An 18438-nucleotide genomic window follows, 5' to 3' on the forward strand; every position below is an offset into this window, starting at 1 on the left:
GGGGCAGACTGGGGGTGGCCCTTGTGGAAGTGCTTCGTATTCGAAACAACTAGGAGCGAGTCGTGAGTATTCCCCCATCGGGCGGTGCGAATCCGGGCGATCCTGAGCGGATCGGCGCGGCCCCGAGTGTGTCGCCCGCGGAGATGCGCGCCTGGGCGGCCATCGTCGAGACCGCGAACATCGTGCAGTTCGCCGCAGACCGCCAGTTGCGGGATGCCGTGGGCCTGACCCTTGCCCAGTTCGAGATCCTGCTCCGGCTCCTCGAGGCGCCAGAGGGGCGGTTGCGGATGACCGACATCGCGGACGCGCTGACGGTGTCCCGCAGCGGGCTCACTTACCAGGTCGCCCGGCTCGAGGCCCTCGGGCTCGTGGAGCGACGCCCGTCACCCGGCGACGAACGTTCCGTCATCGCGCACATCACCGCAGCGGGCCGAGCGGCACTCGCCGCCGGCGGACCGGGTTACGTCACGCTCGTGCGTGAGATGCTCTTCGACCGCATCGGGCCGGAGGAACTCGCGACGGTCACCGAGATCCTCGGCGACGTGCGCGCGCAGCTGCGGTCACGTCCGAAGCGGTCGGCGTTCCGGCGTTCCCGCGGCGCTGCCGCTGCGGGGGATTGACCTCCCGGCGCCGCTCACGCCGTCGGGATCAGCTCGGTGCGGGGGCACGGCTGCCCGCCGACGAGATTGAGGCAGGAGGCGAACACGGAGGGGTACGGTTCACTCAGCGAGGATCCGAACCAGGTGTTGTAGAACAGCCAGAAATTCAGGTTTCCGTGCGTCGAGCATCCGCCGCCGTCGCCGTTCGTGTCGGCGAGTGCCGCGGCATCCGGCTGGTACGGGGTGTAGTTGTACAGGTTCGCCGTGGCCTGGTTGCGGATCTGAACCGTAGCCGCGCCGCACGCGGCGTCTGGGTTGTACGCGACGCTGACCGCGCCGACCTTGTAGGCGCGTTCGGGCTCCTGGGTGTACTGCCGGAACTGCCACGCGGCCCGGTAGACCTGGTTGAAGAAGCCGAAGTACTCCGCGGCGCAGTCGGCGGTATCCGGGCAGCCGTAGCCCGTCGCCCGCAGGTAGCCGGATGCGCTGGGCCGGGTCAGCAGGGACTGTTCCTTCTGCAGCAGCACGAGGAGAACCCGCGGGCTGATCGTGCAGGCCTCGGCGACCTTCTCGATGATCGTGCTCGCACGCTCGTTCGGCTCGCCCGCGTACGCAGCGCAGTGTCCGGGGCCCTGCGCGGGTTCGGACACGGTCGACTCGCGGTACTCCCAGAGGCACGGCGACTCGTCGCGTCGCACACAGTTCCGGCCTTCCAGGAAGGACTGCACCTCGTCGGTCGTCATCGCATTGGGGTTGAAGAAGTTGTAGTCACTGATCAGGGCGCCGGCGTCGAAGACGGCGGGATCGGAGGGCGCCGTCCGCGGCACGACGACCGAGCGCACGAGGAAGCCGCCGGCCACGATCGCGGCGACCGTCGCGACGGCGATGAGGATTCGTCGCTGGGAGGCGCGGAGAGGCATGACTCCACCCTAACCGGGCCCGGCAAACGATCGGGGCCGGAGAGGTGCCAGCGCCAGGGCTGACGCGGGGCTGACGGTGCGGGGTGGCCGCGACGGTTTTTCTCGCGGTCGGGGGTGTTTTCCGTCGCGCCCCCTTTGCCGGGAGTAGCGTGGGAGCATGTCAGGCATCGATGCAGACCAGTCTCCAGCTCCCACCGGCAGTATCGTCGTCGGGCACGACGGCTCCGACTATGCGAACCATGCGCTCGCGGTCGCCCTCGACCTCGCCGGGCCGCTCGGCGCATCCGTCGTCGTCGTCCGGGCCTGGTCGATCGACACCGCTCCACGCCCGGCCGACTGGAAGTTCGGCTACGTTTCGCCCCTCACCGACTACGCCGGCGCGGTACGGGAGAAGCTCGAGGCCGATGCCGGGCCGATCGCGGCGCAGCATCCGGGAGTGCCCGTCGAGTACCGGGCGGCGTACGCGACGCCGCTCAGCTGCCTGATCAGCGTTTCCCGCGGCGCACGGATGCTGGTGGTCGGCTCCCGCGGGCGCGGCGGCCTCGCCGGGATGCTGCTCGGGTCGGTCAGTGAACAGTGTGTGCGACACGCGGACTGCCCTGTGCTCGTGGTGCGGCCCGGCGTACCGGCCTGAGCGGCCCCTAGCGTCCGGCCGCGGGGCTCCTGAGGTCGGCGACCGACGCCCGGGGGATGAGTTCCGTCGGGAGTTGGATGTCCTCGACCGGCTGACCCGGTGACTCGATCTCGGCCACGAGCCGTTCGACGGCGAGCTCTCCGAGTTGCTCGACCGGGCGCGCGACGACGGTGATCCCCGGGACCATGTATGCCGCCCACGGGCTGTCGTCGACCGTGACCAGAGACACTTCGCGTCCGATCGCGAGCCCCCGCGAACCTGCGACCTTGAGCACGGACAGCGCCATGTCGTTGTTGGAGGTGAAGATGACCGTGGGTGGGGAGGCCAGGTCGAGCATCTCTGCGACCGCGGCCTCCGATGACTCGGGGACGTCTTCGCTGAAATGCCAGACCTGGTCTTCGGGAGGGATGCCCGCGTCGGCCGCTCCGGCGGCGAAACCATCGGCACGGTCCCTGACGCTCGAGATCAGTGCGGGGGGCCGTGCGGTGGTCTGGCCTGCGATGTTCGCGGCCGTGATCAGGAAGCCGAGCCGGGCGTGCCCGAGGCCGACGGCATTGCGGACCGCCTCCCGCGTGCCGGTGAAGTCGTCAGTCGTGACCGTGGTGACGCCGAGATCGTCCAGGCGACGGTCGGCGAGCACGAGCGGGCGTCCGCCCAGGTTTCCGGCCTCGAGGTGCTCGCTGTGGCCGATTGCGGAGGGGAACACGATGAGGCCGTCGACCTGCTTCTCGAGCAGGGTTTCGATGGCCCCTCGCTCTACGTCCGGGTCCTCGTCGGTGTTGCTGATCAGGACCTGGTACCCGCGTTTTCGCGCGGCATCGACGATGGACTTGGTGGCGCGGTCGAAGAATGCGTTCGTGAAGTCTGCGATGACCACGAGTCCGATCGTGCTGGTCGACCCGGCGCGCATGGCCCTGGCGAGTTCATTGGGGCGGTAGCCGATCTCGTCTGCTGCGCGACGGACGCGTTCCACGGTGGCTGCGGACGTGCGCCCATACCCGGAGAGGGCCCGGGAGGCGGTGGCGCGGGAGACGCCGGCGTGCTCTGCGACGTCGATGATCGTCGGAGCGTGACTTCGTCGTTCAACCATGAACAATCCTCGTAATCGAAACGTTACCGAACAGGCTTGCGCCGCGGTGCTGTGTGCTGCAATCTTATACAAGTTTGCGAGAACGATCTCGCAAACGGCGTGTGCAGTCGCAATTGCAGTGCACCTATGTGTCAAAGGAGACCTCCATGAAGCGTTCGTTCCGAGCGATCACCACCGTCGGCGTCGTAGCCGCATTCGCCATGTCATTGGCCGCGTGCTCGACAACCGCGAGCACGGGAAGCGCGACCACGGCGACCGAAAAGAAGGACATCACCATCGCCTTCGTGATGGGCGCAGAGTCCGACCCGTTCTTCCAGGCCATGAAGGTCGGCGCCGAGGAGGAGGCCAAGGCCCAGGGCGTCAAGCTCATCTGGCAGGGCGACCCGGCCAAGTACTCCGCCGAAACGCAGATCCCGATCGTCGACGCCGTGCTCGCCCAGCAGCCCACCGGCCTCGTGCTCATCCCGACCGACCCGAAGGCCCTGCAGGCCTCGGTTGCCAAGGCCACAGCGGCCGGCATCCCCGTCGTCAACGTCGACACCCACGTCTCCGACCTCAAGGACGTCGTCAGCTTCATCACCGGCGACAACGCCGACGGCGGTTCCAAGGCCGCCGACGCGCTCGCGACCCAGATCGGCTACAAGTCCGGCGGCTCGTACAAGGTCGTCGTCGGACTCACCAGTGCCACCGCCACGACCAACGTGAGCCGCCTCGACGGCTTCAAGGCCCAGGTCGCCGCGAAGTACCCCGGCGTGGAAATCGTCGACGTCGCCTACTCCGAGTCCAACCCGGAGACGGCTGCCACGAACGTGAGCAACTGGCTGACCAAGTACCCGGACCTGAACGGCATCTTCGCGATCGACGGCACGAACGCCTCCGGCGCGGCCGCCGCGCTCGAGTCGAAGGGCCTCAGCGGCAAGATCGGCCTCGTCGGCTACGACGCATACCCGGACAACGTCGCCAAGATCAAGTCGGGCATCTTCACTGCCCTCGTCGCCCAGGACCCGGCCGCCGAGGCTCGCCTGGCCATCAAGACCCTCGTCGAATTCATCAACACCGGCAAGACGGCGACCGAGCACGAGGTCGTCATCCCCAACGTCGTCCTCGACTCCAAGACCTCTGACGCTGACTTCGCCAAGTACACCTACGTCAAGTAACTGACGCTTCCCGTACTTCACGAAAAGAGCCAGGGAGTCATCGTGACCAACAGCAATCAAACCACTGCGCGGAAACCGGGCGTTCCGGCGGAACAGAAGCCGGTTCCGCTCGCTCTCACGGCGCGGATCAGCACCCTCGCGTCGAACCAGAGCACCATCCTGATCGGCGTGATGGTCCTACTCGTCGTCGTCTTCTCGGTGCTGGAGCCCAAGTTCTTCTCCGCACTGACCGCCAGCAACATCCTCACAGACTGGGGATCGGTCGTCCTGATTGCAGTTGGCCAGACCTTCGTCGTGATCAGCGGTGGAATCGACCTCTCGGTCGGGGCCGTCATCGGTCTCAGCGGAGTCGTGTCGGCCTGGACGATGGCGAACGTCCTCAAGGTCGACCAGACGGTGTCCGGCGCGGACGCGTCGGGCCCGCTCCTCATCGGCACCCTGGTGTCGGTGGGAGTGGGGCTCCTCGTGGGCCTGACCAACGCCTTCCTGATCAACAAGCTCCGGATCGTCCCGTTCATCGCGACCCTGTCGACGATGGGGGCCGCCCTCGGGCTCTCCGTGATCATCTCGAGCGGGCAGCCCATCGGCTCGGCCAACAACTTCGACCTCATCGCCGCGATGGACCCGAAGGTGAACCCGTTGTCGTGGGCCTTGATCGTCGTGATCGTCGTGGTGACCATCGCCGGCCTGTTCCTGCACAAGGCGCGGTTCGGCCTCTACACCTACGCGATCGGCTCGAACACCTTCGCTGCCCGCGGCGCGGGCATCAACGTCGAACGACACCTGACGTTGGTCTACGCGCTCTCCGGGGCCCTGGCGGGCCTCGCCGGGATGTACGTCTACCTGCGCCTCGGTGCCGGCTCGCCGTCATCGGGAACGGGGCGTGAACTCGACGCCATCGCCGCGGTCGTCATCGGCGGCGCATCCCTGATGGGGGGCATCGGCCGGATCTGGGGCACCGTGCTCGGTGCGCTCATCCTCTTCACGGTGCAGTCCGGCCTGATCATGGTCGGCGTCGCACCCGACTGGAAGAAGGTCGTCGTGGCCATCCTGATCGCCGCGGCCGTCGCTGCGCAGACGCTGCAGAGCAAGAACGGAAGAAAATAATGACCGGCGAAGTGATCTACGAAGTCAAGAACGTCTCCAAGCGCTACGGGTCGGTCGTCGCCCTCGATGGTGCGAGCCTCAAGCTGCACGCCGGCGAGGTGCTCGGCCTGGTCGGCGACAACGGCGCGGGCAAGTCGACGCTCGTCAAGGTCCTCTCGGGGGCTCACCAGCCCAACGGCGGGAAGATCTACCTCGACGGCGTCGAGCGCACCTGGGGTTCGCCCCGGGAGGCGCTCGAGGCCGGCGTCGAAACCCTCTACCAGGACTCGGGGCTCGCCCCGCACCTGACGGTGTCGCAGAACGTGTTCCTCGGCCGGGAGAAGACCGTCAAGGGAATCTTCGGCACGATGGGCTTCCTGGCCCGCAAGGAGATGGAGCACGACGCCCACGAGGACCTCGAGCGCGTCGGGATCGCCGTTCCGGCATCCGACCGCCCGGTGTCCCAGCTTTCCGGCGGTCAGCGCCAGGCCGTGGCGATCGGCCGCGCCGTGGCGTGGGCGCGCCGTGTGATCATCCTCGACGAGCCGACCAACCACCTCGGTGCACGGCAGGCCGGCGAGGTGCTGCATGTCATCAAGGCCGCGAAGGCGAAGGGGCTCGGCGTGATCTTCATCTCGCACACCCTGCCTCATGTGCTCGAGGTCACCGACCGGGTCGTCGTGCTGCGGCTCGGCAAGATCGTCATGGATGCCCCCACCTCGGAATTCGACGGGGATCGCCTGATCGGTGTGCTCACCGGAACCATCCAGACGGTCAGGGTCGAGGGCGACTGACCCGCCGGTCGGACGCTCCGGGAAGCAAACGAAGCAGCCCCCTGGCGGCGCACTGCAGACACTCGCAGTGCTCCGCCCGGGGGCCGTCTTCGTGTCCTGAGACCGTGCGCGCTGGTCTCAGACGCTCGTGCGGAGCAAACCCCCGACATCCGTTTCCGCCCCGCCCGCTGCGGCGCGATTGGCCTCCAGCCAGGCGGTCAGGTCGGCGGCGGACAGGGGACGCGAATAGAGGTAGCCCTGCACCCCACCCGTGCCGAGGGCCTCGAGGAGACGTTGCTGGTCAAGCCGCTCAACGCCCTCTGCGACCGTCGCGACGCCGAGCTGGGCGCACAGCCGAACGATCGCCTCGATGACGGAGCGGTCGAAGGGATTGGACACCGCGCCGGCGACGAAACTCATGTCGATCTTCACGATGTCGACGGGGAGCGCGCGCAATGACGTCAGGGAGGCATAGCCCGTGCCGAAGTCGTCGATTGCGATCCCGACGCCGAGCGCTCCGATCGCGCGGAGGCGACCGATCGCGGCGGGGGAGTCCAGTACGACGGTCTCGGTGAGTTCGATGATGAGATCCTTCGCGAGGGTCCCGGTGTCGGCCAGGCAGCCGATGATCGAGTCGACGAACCCCTCGCGGTCGAGCTCGTGGGCCGAAACGTTCACGTGCACGGCCATCGGCGCTCCAGGATTGGCCGTCCGCCATGCCGCGGCGTCGAGGCAGGCGCGTCGCATCACGAAAGCGCCGATACCGATGATCGCTCCGGTCCGCTCGGCGATGTCGATGAAGTCACCGGGGAAGAGCAGGCCGCGTTCCGGGTGTTGCCAGCGGACGAGGGCCTCGACGGCGGTGCACTGCAGCCCGGGGAGATCGAGGATGGGCTGGTAGTGCACGACGAGCTCGTCGGCGGCCGCCGCGGCCGCGAGCTGCCATTCGAAGGTGACCCTGGGATTGTCCACGCGGAGGAGGCCAGGCTCGAAGACCTGGACGCGGTTCTTGCCATTGGCCTTCGCCGCGTACATCGCCACGTCCGCCTGGTGCACCAGATCCTCGATGTCGATCCCTGCTGCTGCTGTGGCGATGCCGATGCTGACGCCGACCTGCGCGGTGTTCCGCTCGAGGGTCACCGGTTCGGCGATCGACCTGCCCAGGGCTGTGGCGATGCAGAGGGCATCGGAATCACTCTTGCCGGCCAGGATGATGGCGAACTCGTCGCCACCGAGCCTGGCGCAGATGGCATTGCTCCCGGTGTTTGACCGCATCCGCTCGGCGACCTCGATGAGGAGTTCGTTTCCGGCCCGGTGTCCGAGAAGGTCGTTGACGTCCTTGAAATCGTCGAGATCGAGGAAGAAGATGTGGACGCCGCTGGCATCGTCTACCGTGCCCAGGATCGCGGTGAGCTTGGCCATGAACGACGCACGGTTGTTGAGACCGGTAAGCGGGTCCGAACTGACCTGGACCGTGAGCTCCCCCTGGACCGTACTGTTGCGGAGGGCGAGCGAGACCTGGTTGGAGAGCGCCCGGACCGAAACGAGGGCCTCCGCCGGGATCGTGCCGGGGGCTCCCACAAGAATCCACGTATTCGCCTGGGCATTCGAGGCGAGGCAGGCCCACGCCAGGGGGGTGCCGACGGCTGCATCGAGTGGGAGGGAGTCGACGTCGGTCGCGCTGGCGTCTTTTCCATTGGAGGCAGACGTGATGACGGTGCCGGGCAGTTGCGCAGGCAGCGAGTCGAACTGGCCGGTCGCGCCGTCGACGCGCAGGACAGGGCCGTCGCGCATGACCCGCAGGACGCGCAGTCCGGGGGTGGCGAGGCAGAGTTCCTGCGTCGCAGCCCAGCCGATGACCAAGATATCCGCCTCGTCGATGACTCCGAGGAGCAGGGTTCCAGTCGCCGAAAGCTCACGGTCGCGTCGCATCGACTGTTCGCGGGAGACCAGCACCATGCTCAGTTGCCGCACGATCACGACGGTGAGGAACAGGGTCGGAATAGTGCCGAGCACCACCACCGGTGGCGTCATCGCTGCGGACCCGTTGACCGGAACCCACAGCACGACCGTGATGACGAGTGCAAGCGAATACAGCGAGCAGCGGATGAATGACCTCGCCGTGGAACCGTAGAGTCCGCGCAACCAGATGGCCCCGAACATGACCCCGAGGACGATCATCGGGTCGGGCAGTGTCAGTGCGAGCGCCACGAACGCGACGAAGTCGATCAGGTCGAGTGCGAGCGGAATCCTTCTGAGGATGAACGCGGAACACCACGAGGCGATCAGGGCGACCGCGGCCGTGAGCGCGACCAGGAGAACTCCGTTGGTGTCCGAGGCGACGATGATCGGAACGGTGAGCAGAACTGAGGCCACCGCGAACCACGTGAAGAGCCACCGGGTGCCCTCCGTCATGCAATCCGGGCGGCGGAACGGATTCCACAGCGCGGTGAAGAAGTGATGTTGTTGTATCGCGGTCATGCGAGGCCGGGTCCTGTCAGTGTGTAGGCCGGCGAACCCGAAGGTCCCGTGCCTTTGCGACCCCGCCTTTCGACGGGTGTGCCTGTATGAGACCGCAATATTTGAAGCGTTTTCACACAGGGCCAGCCTAGCCTCCGCGTTCGGGGGGCCTGGCCGGAAGGAGCACCCATCCGTGTCGGGTAAACTCGAATGTCGGATTTGAGGGGTGTTTCGGTGGTCGACCTGGAGCTTGAACGGGAACAGAACTACGTGGCAACGCTGTACGCGCGTCTGGACGCGCTGCAACGGGAGGCCGAGGACCAGCTGACGGCGGTGCGGTTGCTCGACGTCGGCGGAAATCATCAGACCCGCTCCGAGCGGGACACCTTTGCGCGCCTCTACGAGGACCGGATCGTGCAGTTGCGGGAGATCGACGACCGGCTGGCGTTCGGCCGGCTCGAACTGGCCGCGGACGACGCGAGCGGCGACTCCGTGTTCCGCTACATCGGCAGGGTCGGGCTGCGCGACGAAGACTTGCAGCCGATGCTGCTCGACTGGCGGGTGCCGCAGGCGAGCGCGTTCTACCAGGCGACGGCCGCGACCCCGCTGGGAGCCAGGGCCAGGCGCCACCTGCAGTCCAGGGGGCGGACCATCATCCGGATCGAGGACGAGATCCTCGACGCCGAACGCCTCGGCGGAGAACCCTCAGAACATCAGGGGGAGGGAGCGTTGCTCTCCGCGCTGACCGCCCAGCGCACCGGGCACATGCCCGACATCGTCGCGACCATCCAGGCGGAACAGGACCGGATCATCCGCTCTGACCTCGCCGGAGTGCTCGTCGTCCAGGGCGGGCCGGGCACGGGGAAGACCGCCGTCGCGCTGCACCGTGCGGCGTACCTGCTCTACACGCATCGCGATCGCCTGAAGCACAACGGGGTGCTCATCGTGGGGCCGTCCCGCTCGTTCCTGCAGTACATCGAGGCGGTGCTGCCGTCGCTCGGCGAGACCGGGGTGGTTCTCTCAAGCGTTGGACAGCTGTACCCGGGCGTCGAGGCGACCCGCGAGGACGTCCCCGCCGTCGCGGCGCTCAAGGGCCAGGCTTTCATGGCCGCGCTCATCGCCCATGCGGTGCGCTCCCGGCAGCGGATCCCGGTGGGGACCCGTCAGCTCGAGGTCAACGGCGACAAGATCACCCTGGCCCCGCAGCTCGTGGCGAACGCGATCGCCAAGGCGCGCGAGGGCGGCAAGCCGCACAACCTCGCGAGGGTCACCTTCGTGAAGACCGCGATCGGCGCGCTCGCGCGCGACTGGCTGCGCCAGCTGCAGCAGGGCGGCGCCTCGATGGACGAGTCCGACCTGCCGATGCTGCGCGAAGACCTGCGGCTCGCCCAGGACGTGCGCGTCGCGCTCAACACCGCGTGGCTGCCGCTCACCCCCGAGAAGCTCGTGCAGGATCTCTACGCACGCCCGCAATGGCTCGCCGAGCTCACCCCGGGCTGGAGTGCGGAGCAGAGGGCGCTCCTGCACCGGGCCAGGGACGCCGAGTTCACGATCGCCGATATCCCGCTGCTCGATGAGGCGGCCGAGCACCTCGGCGAGTACAACGTCGTCGACGCCGCCCAGAAGCGCGAGCAGAAGGAACAGCGCAAACGCGACATCGAGAATGCCGAACTCGCAATCGCGAACATGGACGTGAAGGGTCTCGTCAACGCGCGCGCCCTGGCAGACAACTTCGCCGAGCTCGGCGACCGGGCCACGACCGCCGAGCGTGCGGCCGTCGACCGCACCTGGACATACGGCCACGTCGTCGTCGACGAGGCGCAGGAACTCTCGCCGATGCAGTGGCGGCTGCTGCTGCGCCGGGGGCCGCGCCGGTCGTTCACGGTCGTCGGCGATATCGCGCAGGCCGCATCCGCCTCAGCATCCGGCAGCTGGAAGGAGGCGCTCGCGCCCATCCTCGACGCCTCCCTCGAGGCCGGGCGCTGGCGCCTCGAGGAACTGACCGTGAACTATCGCACACCCCGCCAGATCGCGACCGCCGCCGAGGAGATGGCGATCGCGCACGGGCTGCCGGTGACGCCCTCGCGGGCGGTTCGCGCGAGTGAGTGGCCGATAACCGTCGAAGCGGATGTCGCGGCAGCGGTTCACCGCGAGCGCGCGCTGCGTGCGGGCGGTACCCTCGCCGTGATCGCTGCCGATGCGGCGCTTGAGGCCGTCGGGGCGGAGCTCTCGGCGGAGTTCGGGGACCGTGTAGGTCTCGGCGCCCTCGGGCTCGGCAGGGAGATCGCACTCCTTGGGCCTCGCGACGCGAAGGGCCTCGAGTTCGACGCCGTGATCGTCGTGGATCCCGCAGGCATCGTGGCCGCCTCGGAGCGCGGGGCCGGATCGCTGTACGTCGCCATGACCCGCGCGACGCAACGCCTCTACCTCGTCGCCGACCTGAACTCCGCGCTGCCCGCCGGCCTCACCCGCTGACCCTCGCCCGCTGAGCCCCACCTTCGCGCCGCCCGTGAAGTTCCGCGAGAGTGCACTTTTGGCCCTTAAACCACGGGTTTAAGGGCCAAAAGTGCGCTCTCGCGGAAGGACGGGACGGGACCGCGCCGGGCGGGCGAGGCGGCGGGGTCAGGGGCTGGGCGCCTCGAAGTAGAGGTGGGCGTGCGCCCGGCATCCGTCGTTGAAGGGCGCCGCGCAGTGCGGGCAGCGTGTCGCGGCACGGTAGTCGGTGATGCTCAGGGTGCGGAGGCAGGCTCCGCAGAGGATCGCCTGCTCCGCCCAGAGCGCGACCGGCCACTGCCGCGCGGCATGATCGGCCGCGGCGGCGTGGCAGAGGTGGCAGGGGTAGAACCGGCGGCAGCAGTAGAACCGGATCGCGACGACATCCGCCGCCGTGTTGTAGTGAACGCACCGCGTCTCGTCGTCGACGGTCTCGCCGAACACCTCGAGGTCGGTCGTGCTCAGCTGTTTTCGGCCCGGTGGCTGCACCAGCGGCCGCCTACTTCTTGGCGGCTGCGGTGACCTGGTCCTGGACGAAGGTGGAGAACACCGTCGCGTCGGTCAGGGAGCCGGTGTAGGCGACGCCGTTGACGAGCACGGTCGGGGTTCCGGCGACCTTGGTGAGGGTCGTCGAGTTGGGCAGCGGGCCGGCGAGGGCGCGCTTGGTCGCATTGCCGACCCAGGACTTGAAGGCACCGTCAGTGATGCACTTCGTGATGCCGGCGTCCGTGGCTCCCGCGGTCGTGACCAGGCTCACAAGTTCCTGATCCGTCAGGCCGGCGGTGCTCTCAGCGGGTTGCTGGGCGAACAGGGCGGCGTTGACGGCCGGGAATGCGGCGGGCTGGTAGTTGGCCACGCACACGGCGGCGTTCGCTGCCCGGGTCGAGTACTTCGTCCCGGCCGAGTTGGCGTCGAGGATGGAGATCGGGTGGTACTCGAGCGTCGCGTTGCCCGCGGTGACCCAGGAGTTGATCGCGGTGCCGTTGGTGGTCTCGAACTGGCCGCAATAGGGGCACAGGTAATCGGCGTAGACGACGATGTTCGCAGTGCTCGTGAGCTTGGTCTGGTCGGTCGCGACCGGCGTGGCGTCCGCGGCGAGGGCGGCCGTCGGGACGGCGGTGATGGTCGTTCCGTCGCCGGTGAGCAGGACCCCATCGCTGGCCATGTTCAGCGGGCCGGCGGCCGCGGGGCCGTTGCTGTTCACGATGACGAGGGCGACGACGACGGCGATCGCAACCAGTCCGGCACCGATGCCGCCTCGCAGGAACAGCTTGTTTCGCTTGTCCTTCTTCTGCTGGGCTTCACGCATCAAGCGGGCGCTCTCCCGTGCCGCATCGCGGCGGTCCTTCTTCGGGGGCGTGCCTTTGCCGGGGAGGTTGCTGTTCATAGACCCTGTACACCGTTTCGTCGCGAGTGACTTATCGAATCTAGGTTAGGCCGTCCACCTCCACGCCCCGTGCCATCGGGCTGGGAGCCAGCTGTGAGGAGGGTTAGAACCAGGTGCTGAGGTGCGGCGGCTGCCCTGAGCGGAATGCGGCGTCGACCTGCGTCGCGGCATCCTCCGTGTGCGCGGTGACTCTGCCGGCGCGGCTCAGCACGACGGCGCTCGGGCCGCCCAGGTACAGGGCGGAGAGGGCGGCGACCGAGAGGCTGAGGTGGGCCGCTCCCGCCGGGGTGGCCTCGCCCGCGGCGAGCGGATGCGCCGAGCCGGCACCGTCTGGAGAGACAGTGAGCAGGAACTCGCCCCCTGCGATGCCGAGGTCGTCGGAGACATCGAGGAGGAAGACGCCGGGTGCGGCGTATCGGCGGTGCTCGAGTGCGGCAGGCACGTCGAGGAGGCGCAGCCAGAGGTGGTCGCGTTCGGCGGAGGCGCGCACGGCCCGCGGGTTCTCGAGCTGCCAGACGAGGGGCTCCGCGGTACTCCGGAGCGGGGCGGAGACCTCTCCGATGAGGTCGAGGTCGAGCAGGAAGCGCCAGAGTGCTGTGTATGCCGCGTCGGTCGCCGCGACCAGGTCGACGACGTCGAGCCGACCAGGGTAGGCGTCGCCCTCGAGCGTGACGCTGTAGACCGCGAATCCCTTCGGTCGGCCGGTCGGGTCGTCGAAGCGCACCGTCTGCCGCGTCGGGGTGGCGGCGGTCGTCGGGGTCGGGGCTGCCGCCTCGGACGGCTCGGCCAACGCGGGGGTCGTGAGTCCGAGGATCTGGTCCCAGAGGCTGTCGCGACGGTCGACGTCACCGGCGCCGCGCCTTCTGGCGGCTTCGAAGATCGCCGGGGCGTCGTGGCGCAGCGATTCGGGGGAGACGAAGTGCAGCCGCCCCATGTCCGTCGGGGCTGCCGGGGCCGGCCGGGCGTCGCCGGTGGTGATGGTGATGCTTGCCTGGTGCGCGGCCGGCCCGAACCCGTATCGCGCGTAGATAGTGGCCTCCGACACGGTGAGCATGGCGAGTGGCAGGCCGAGCCCGTGCGCGGTGCGGAGCTCGGCGGTGAGCAGGGCGCGGGCGAGGCCTCTGCGGCGGTGCGTCGGCGAGACGGTGACCGAGCTGATCGCCCAGGCGGGCAGCGTGCCGCCGCCGGGGACGCTCAGGCCCATCGGCCAGGACCGCACCGTCGCGACCGGGGTGAGCGGATCGGCAGCGGTCGCGTCGAGGACGGCCGTCACGCGATCCCCTGCGGTGTTCGCCAGGCGGCGGACAAGTTCGTTGTCGTCGGGCGCGCCCTCGTGGAAGCCGCGCGCTGTCGCGCGGTGCCAGTGTCGCCGGGCCTCGGTGTCTGCGGCGTCGATCAGGCGCAGTTCGAGGCCGCCGATCGCGAGCACGGCCGCCGATTCCTCGTCGATGGGCGTGCGTGCGAAGTCGGGTGCCGTGTAGTCGTTCACGGCCCTACTGTACTGGCCGGGGACCGGCCGGAGTCAGCTCGCGACGGTCGCGGCTGGCGTCCCGGGCCCGGGGACCGGAGGGACGAGCGCTCGTGCGACGGCCGCGCGGCCGATGGCGGCGAGGGACTCCGGCCCCGCCTCGGAGCCGATCTCGCCGCGTGGCACGGTCGCGAAGCCGAGGGAACGCTCGCCGAGTACGATCACCCGGCCGCCGCCGGCCTCGAAGGAGCGCAGCTCGTCCGTGAGCGGAGTGCCGTCCGTGTCATCGGGGGACGGCGGTCCGGCGAGGATCAGGATCCGGGGGCGCTGCCCGCGCAGGGATCGGACGAGTGCGAGTTCACGGTCGGGATCGCCGGCCGTGACGGTCACCGTGACGGTGAGTCCGGCATCCGCTGCCGCGTCGATCACGCCGGATGCCAGGAATGCGTCGCGCGGGTCCGCGATGTCGGTGACGACAAGGGCGACCGTCCGGGTGCTTCCCGTGGCAACGGCCTGCGCCGAGAGGTTGGGAGTGTAGCCGAGCTGGGCGGCGGCCGTGAAGACCCGGTCGCGGTAGTCCCCGTTGACGGTGCGGGTGCTGCCGTTCAGGGCACGCGACGCGGTGGCGAGGGACACGCCAGCCGCGGTGGCCACGTCGAGCAGGGTGGGTAGCCTGGATGACGGACTCATCGGTCCATCCCCTTCCTGGGGACTGGCGGGCCGGTTCGCGGTTCGGGTCGCGGTTCGGCAGGTGCTTGTCATTGTGGCACGCCGGGCGCGGGGAAGGCGTGTGCGGGCCTGAGACTCTCCTGCGGAACCGGGAATTCCCCCCGGTTGCGGGGCGACCGGGGGGAATTCTGCCTGCCGGCAGTGGCTGCCGGGCGTTCGGAACCTAGTTCAGCGCGAGTGCCGACCACGAGACCGGCGGCAGGATGACGGTGAGGACCCCTTCGGTGAGCAGCACGCCGTCGAGGGGCTTCAGGCCGACCCGATTCTGGTCGGCGAGTGTGTTCCTGGCGTAGACATCCGCATCGTGCAGGGTGACCGCTTCGGTGAGGAGCGTCGCGTCGAGGCCGGAGACGTCGATCGATACCTCGATCGACTCCGTCTGGCTGCGGTTCACGAGGAAGACGGCGGATGCGCCCGTCTCGGCATCGAAGGTCGCGACGGCGTCGACGAGGGGCGCTGCACCGTAGAGGGCCGTGTCATAGGTCCCGGCATCGATCCGGGGCTTCAGCACGACGCCGCGGGCGAGCCTCGAGGTCACCGAGAACGGGAAGAACGTGGTCTGGCGCCAGCTCGCCCCGCCCGGCTCGGTCATGATCGGCGCGATGACGTTGACGAGCTGTGCGAGAGAAGCGGATCCGACCCTGTCGTGGTTCTGCAGGAGCGTGATCAGCAGGTTGCCGAGCACGACGGCGTCGGCGACGGAGTAGACGTCCTCGAGCTGCCGCGGCGCGTGGCGCCACTCCTCGTTGACCTCCTCCGAGGCCTGGTGCTCGTCGAGGTACCAGATGTTCCACTCGTCGAAGGAGAGCTGGATGGTCTTCTCGCTGCGGAGCTTGTACTTGACGTGGTCCGCCGTGGCCTTCACCGTCTCGATGAAATAGGTCATCTCGAGGGAGGACGCGAGGTACGAAGCGAGGTCTCCCTTGCGCTCCTGGTAATAGGCGTGGCAGGAGACGTAGTCGACGTACTCGTAGCTGTGCTCGAGCACGACCCGCTCCCACTCCCCGAAGGTCGGCATCGCAGAACCGGAGGAGCCGCAGACGACGAGCTCGAGGCTCTTGTCCGCGGTCTTCATGGCGGATGCGGTGCGAGCCGCGATCTTCCCGTAGTCGTCGGCAGACATATGGCCGATCTGCCAGGGTCCGTCCATCTCGTTGCCGAGGCACCACATCCGGATGTCGTACGGCTCGACCGCGCCGTTCCGGATTCGCTGCTCGCTGAGCGCGGTCCCGTCGGGCTGGTTGGCGTATTCGAGAAGGTCGAGGGCGGCGTCGATGCCGCGGGTGCCGAGGTTGACGGCCATCATCAGCTCGGAGTCCGTCAGGGCGCACCAGCGGGCGAACTCCTCGAGGCCGACCTGGTTGCTCTCGAGCGAGTGCCAGGCGAGGTCTCGGCGCACCGGTCGGTCCGCGCGCGGTCCGACGCCGTCCTCCCACTTGTACCCGGAGACGAAGTTGCCGCCGGGGTAGCGGATGGTCGTCGAGCCGAGCTCCTTGACGAGGTCGACGACGTCGAGCCGGAACCCGTCGGCGTTGGCGGTCGGGTGGCCGGGTTCATAGATGCCGTCATACACGCACCGGCCGAGATGTTCGACGAAGGAACCGAAGATCCGGCGGTTGATGGGTGCCACGACGGCTGAGCGGTCGATGACGATTGTTGCCTGTGTCACGCGAGGAAAGTCCTTTGGAATCGAGATGGGTGGAAGAGGTGCGGATGCTTACTTGACGCTGCCGAGGGAGAGCCCGCCCTGCCAGTACTTCTGCAGCGTGAGGAAGGCGATGATGAGCGGGATCACGGAGACCAGTGCTCCGACGATGACGATGGTCCAGAGCGACTGCCCGCCGGTGTTGACGCCGGCCTGGGTCTGCAGGGCGCCGAGCCCGACGGTGACGGGGAACAGGTTCGGGTTGGAGAACATCACGAGCGGCAGGAAATAGTTGTTCCAGGTGCCGACGACGCTGAGCAGCAGCACGGTGACGAGGGCCGGGCGGAGCAGGGGGAGTGCGACGCGGAAGAAGATCCGCAACTCGCCGGCCCCGTCCATCCTTGCGGCGTCGATCATCTCGTCCGGGATCGCATCCTGGGTGTAGACCCGCATCAGGTAAACGCCGAAGGGATTGAGCATGGACGGCAGGATCACCGCCCACATCGTGTTCGTCAGGTGCGTCGCGCTGAACATCACGAACATCGGGATGACGAGGGCCGTCGCGGGGACCATGACCGAACCGAGCACCAGGGCGAAGAACGGGGTGCGCCCGGCGAAGCGGTACTGCGCGAAGCCGTAGCCGGCGAGCACCGAGATGACGGTCGCGCCGATGCCGCCGGTGAGGGCGTAGAGGAACGAGTTGCCGAGCCAGTGCCAGTACAGCCCATTCGAGTACGTGAACAACAGCTGGATGTTGTCGATCAGGTTGAACTTCCCGAACCAGAGCGGGCTGGTGTCGCCGCTGAAGAGCGTCGCCTGGTCCTTGGTGCTCGCGACGATGAGCCACCAGAACGGAAGCGCGAAATAGAGGATGAGGCCGACGAGGACGAGGTGCGGCAGGACGCGACGCCCGCCGGCCCGGCTGGCCTCGCGGGAGGCATGGGACCGCCGCTTCTCCGGTCGCGGTGAGGTGGTCGAAACGAGCACGGTCATGAGTTCAGTCCGCTCTTTTTACGCGTGAAGTGCAGGAAGATATAGGAGCCCACGAAGACGACGAGCCCGAGGGCGAATGAGATCGCCGAGGCGTAGTTGAATTGCGAATAGGAGAACGCGAGCGTGTATGCGTAGATGTTCGGCGTGTACGAGGCGGTGATCGATCCCGACGCCATGCTCCGCAGGATCTGGGGCTCCGTGAAGAACTGCAGGGTTCCGATCAGGGCGAAGACCAGGATCAGGACGAGCGAGGACGAGATCATCGGGATCTTGATCCGGAGCGCGGTCTGCCAGGCGTTGGCGCCGTCGATCTTGGCCGCCTCATAGATCGAGGTGTCGATGCCCTGGAGCGCCGCGTAGATGATGATCATGTAGTAGCCGGCCCACTGCCAGGTCACGACGTTCACGAGGCTGCCGAAGATGTTGTCCGGCGACAGCAACTGCGGCGCGTTGAGGCCGAACCAGCCGGCGACCTCTGCGGCGGGGCCGAAGCTCGGGCTGTAGAGGAAGCCCCACATCAGGGCGCCGATCACGGCGGGAACCGCGTAGGGAACGAATATCATCAGCCGGGAGAACTTGGAGAACCGGCTCGTGATCGAGTCGAGCAGCAGGGCAGCGCCGAGCGAGACGAGCATCTGGATCGGGATCAGGATGATCGAAAACCGCACGACGAGCCAGACGCCCTCGAGGAAGAGAGGATCGGTGAAGGCCTTGGCGTAGTTGTCGAGGCCGACCCAGTGCGTGCCCGTTGCCACGGTCTTGTTCTGCAGGCTGAGGATGAAGGCGTAGACGAGGGGCGTGAGGAGGAAGAGCACCAGGAAGACGGCGAAGGGGGCCACGAAGAGCCACCCCCAGCGTGCACGCCGGGCGCTGACGCCCGATCCGAGCCGGCCGGGTTTTTTCAGGAAAGCACGGTCCGGGGTGACGGAGCGTCTCTCGATGGTTGAGGACAACATTGTTCCTTTCCAGGGGCCGGGTGGTCGGCCGGTGCGTGAGCCCGGCCG

The 18438-nt window shown here is 68.0% G+C and carries 16 protein-coding genes and 1 riboswitch; of the genes, 6 read left to right on the top strand and 10 right to left on the bottom strand.

What is annotated here, in order from left to right; genetic code table 11:
* The first annotated feature begins 62 nt into the window (after positions 1–62).
* On the top strand, positions 63–620 hold the full coding sequence (locus tag E3O39_RS05475) for a MarR family winged helix-turn-helix transcriptional regulator (protein ID WP_134446793.1): 558 nt from the start codon (positions 63–65) through the stop codon (positions 618–620).
* A 14-nt stretch (positions 621–634) separates the two neighbouring features.
* Here the strand turns inward: E3O39_RS05475 and E3O39_RS05480 are convergent, their stop codons facing one another.
* Positions 635–1519 carry a hypothetical protein gene (locus E3O39_RS05480; RefSeq protein ID WP_134446795.1) on the bottom strand — a complete coding sequence of 295 codons (885 nt, stop codon included), beginning with the start codon at positions 1517–1519 and terminating at the stop codon, positions 635–637.
* Between the two features lie 157 nt (positions 1520–1676).
* On the opposite strand from E3O39_RS05480, the gene E3O39_RS05485 reads away from it, so the two are divergent.
* Entirely contained in the window at positions 1677–2153 is a 477-nt protein-coding gene (locus tag E3O39_RS05485; protein ID WP_134446797.1) for a universal stress protein, read from the top strand.
* Between the two features lie 7 nt (positions 2154–2160).
* Here E3O39_RS05485 and E3O39_RS05490 read toward each other — a convergent pair whose 3' ends face one another.
* Entirely contained in the window at positions 2161–3243 is a 1083-nt protein-coding gene (locus E3O39_RS05490) for a LacI family DNA-binding transcriptional regulator (protein ID WP_134446799.1), read from the bottom strand.
* Positions 3244–3389: 146 nt separating this feature from the next.
* Here E3O39_RS05490 and E3O39_RS05495 point away from each other — a divergent pair, with 146 nt between their 5' ends.
* From E3O39_RS05495 to E3O39_RS05505, 3 genes are read left to right on the top strand one after another with little or no spacing between them, the layout of a single operon-like run.
* Positions 3390–4400: a substrate-binding domain-containing protein gene (locus E3O39_RS05495; protein WP_134446801.1), complete on the top strand. Its 1011-nt coding sequence runs from the start codon at positions 3390–3392 to the stop codon at positions 4398–4400.
* A 42-nt stretch (positions 4401–4442) separates the two neighbouring features.
* The gene (locus E3O39_RS05500; RefSeq protein WP_134446803.1) at positions 4443–5507 is read left to right on the top strand and encodes an ABC transporter permease; all 1065 of its coding nucleotides are present in this window, start codon (positions 4443–4445) and stop codon (positions 5505–5507) included.
* Positions 5507–6280 carry an ATP-binding cassette domain-containing protein gene (locus E3O39_RS05505; RefSeq protein WP_134446805.1) on the top strand — a complete coding sequence of 258 codons (774 nt, stop codon included), beginning with the start codon at positions 5507–5509 and terminating at the stop codon, positions 6278–6280. Before E3O39_RS05500 ends, E3O39_RS05505 begins: the two co-directional genes overlap by 1 nt.
* A gap of 117 nt (positions 6281–6397) precedes the next feature.
* Here the strand turns inward: E3O39_RS05505 and E3O39_RS05510 are convergent, their stop codons facing one another.
* Complete coding sequence (locus tag E3O39_RS05510; protein WP_134446807.1) at positions 6398–8740, bottom strand: bifunctional diguanylate cyclase/phosphodiesterase; 2343 nt, start codon at positions 8738–8740, stop codon at positions 6398–6400.
* A gap of 19 nt (positions 8741–8759) precedes the next feature.
* A riboswitch (cyclic di-GMP riboswitch) is annotated at positions 8760–8833 on the bottom strand.
* A gap of 96 nt (positions 8834–8929) precedes the next feature.
* Here E3O39_RS05510 and E3O39_RS05515 point away from each other — a divergent pair.
* Complete coding sequence (locus E3O39_RS05515) at positions 8930–11194, top strand: UvrD-helicase domain-containing protein (protein ID WP_134446809.1); 2265 nt, start codon at positions 8930–8932, stop codon at positions 11192–11194.
* Positions 11195–11341: 147 nt separating this feature from the next.
* Here E3O39_RS05515 and E3O39_RS05520 read toward each other — a convergent pair whose 3' ends face one another.
* From E3O39_RS05520 to E3O39_RS05550, 7 genes are all read right to left on the bottom strand, one after another.
* A complete protein-coding gene (locus tag E3O39_RS05520; protein WP_241984981.1) occupies positions 11342–11701 on the bottom strand; it encodes a CHY zinc finger protein in 360 nt (119 codons plus the stop codon).
* A 10-nt stretch (positions 11702–11711) separates the two neighbouring features.
* Entirely contained in the window at positions 11712–12599 is an 888-nt protein-coding gene (locus tag E3O39_RS05525) for a thioredoxin domain-containing protein (protein ID WP_134446811.1), read from the bottom strand.
* A 103-nt stretch (positions 12600–12702) separates the two neighbouring features.
* Complete coding sequence (locus E3O39_RS05530; RefSeq protein WP_134446813.1) at positions 12703–14088, bottom strand: GNAT family N-acetyltransferase; 1386 nt, start codon at positions 14086–14088, stop codon at positions 12703–12705.
* A 33-nt stretch (positions 14089–14121) separates the two neighbouring features.
* The gene (locus E3O39_RS05535; RefSeq protein ID WP_134446815.1) at positions 14122–14757 is read right to left on the bottom strand and encodes a LacI family DNA-binding transcriptional regulator; all 636 of its coding nucleotides are present in this window, start codon (positions 14755–14757) and stop codon (positions 14122–14124) included.
* A gap of 202 nt (positions 14758–14959) precedes the next feature.
* Entirely contained in the window at positions 14960–16465 is a 1506-nt protein-coding gene (locus tag E3O39_RS05540) for an alpha-N-arabinofuranosidase (protein ID WP_134446817.1), read from the bottom strand.
* A gap of 48 nt (positions 16466–16513) precedes the next feature.
* Complete coding sequence (locus tag E3O39_RS05545; protein WP_134446819.1) at positions 16514–17434, bottom strand: carbohydrate ABC transporter permease; 921 nt, start codon at positions 17432–17434, stop codon at positions 16514–16516.
* The gene (locus tag E3O39_RS05550; RefSeq protein WP_134446821.1) at positions 17431–18390 is read right to left on the bottom strand and encodes a carbohydrate ABC transporter permease; all 960 of its coding nucleotides are present in this window, start codon (positions 18388–18390) and stop codon (positions 17431–17433) included. Before E3O39_RS05550 ends, E3O39_RS05545 begins: the two co-directional genes overlap by 4 nt.
* Between the last annotated feature and the right edge of the window lie 48 nt (positions 18391–18438).

Source organism: Cryobacterium sp. MDB2-A-1, assembly GCF_004402675.1.
In the GTDB taxonomy this organism is placed as follows: domain Bacteria; phylum Actinomycetota; class Actinomycetes; order Actinomycetales; family Microbacteriaceae; genus Cryobacterium; species Cryobacterium glucosi.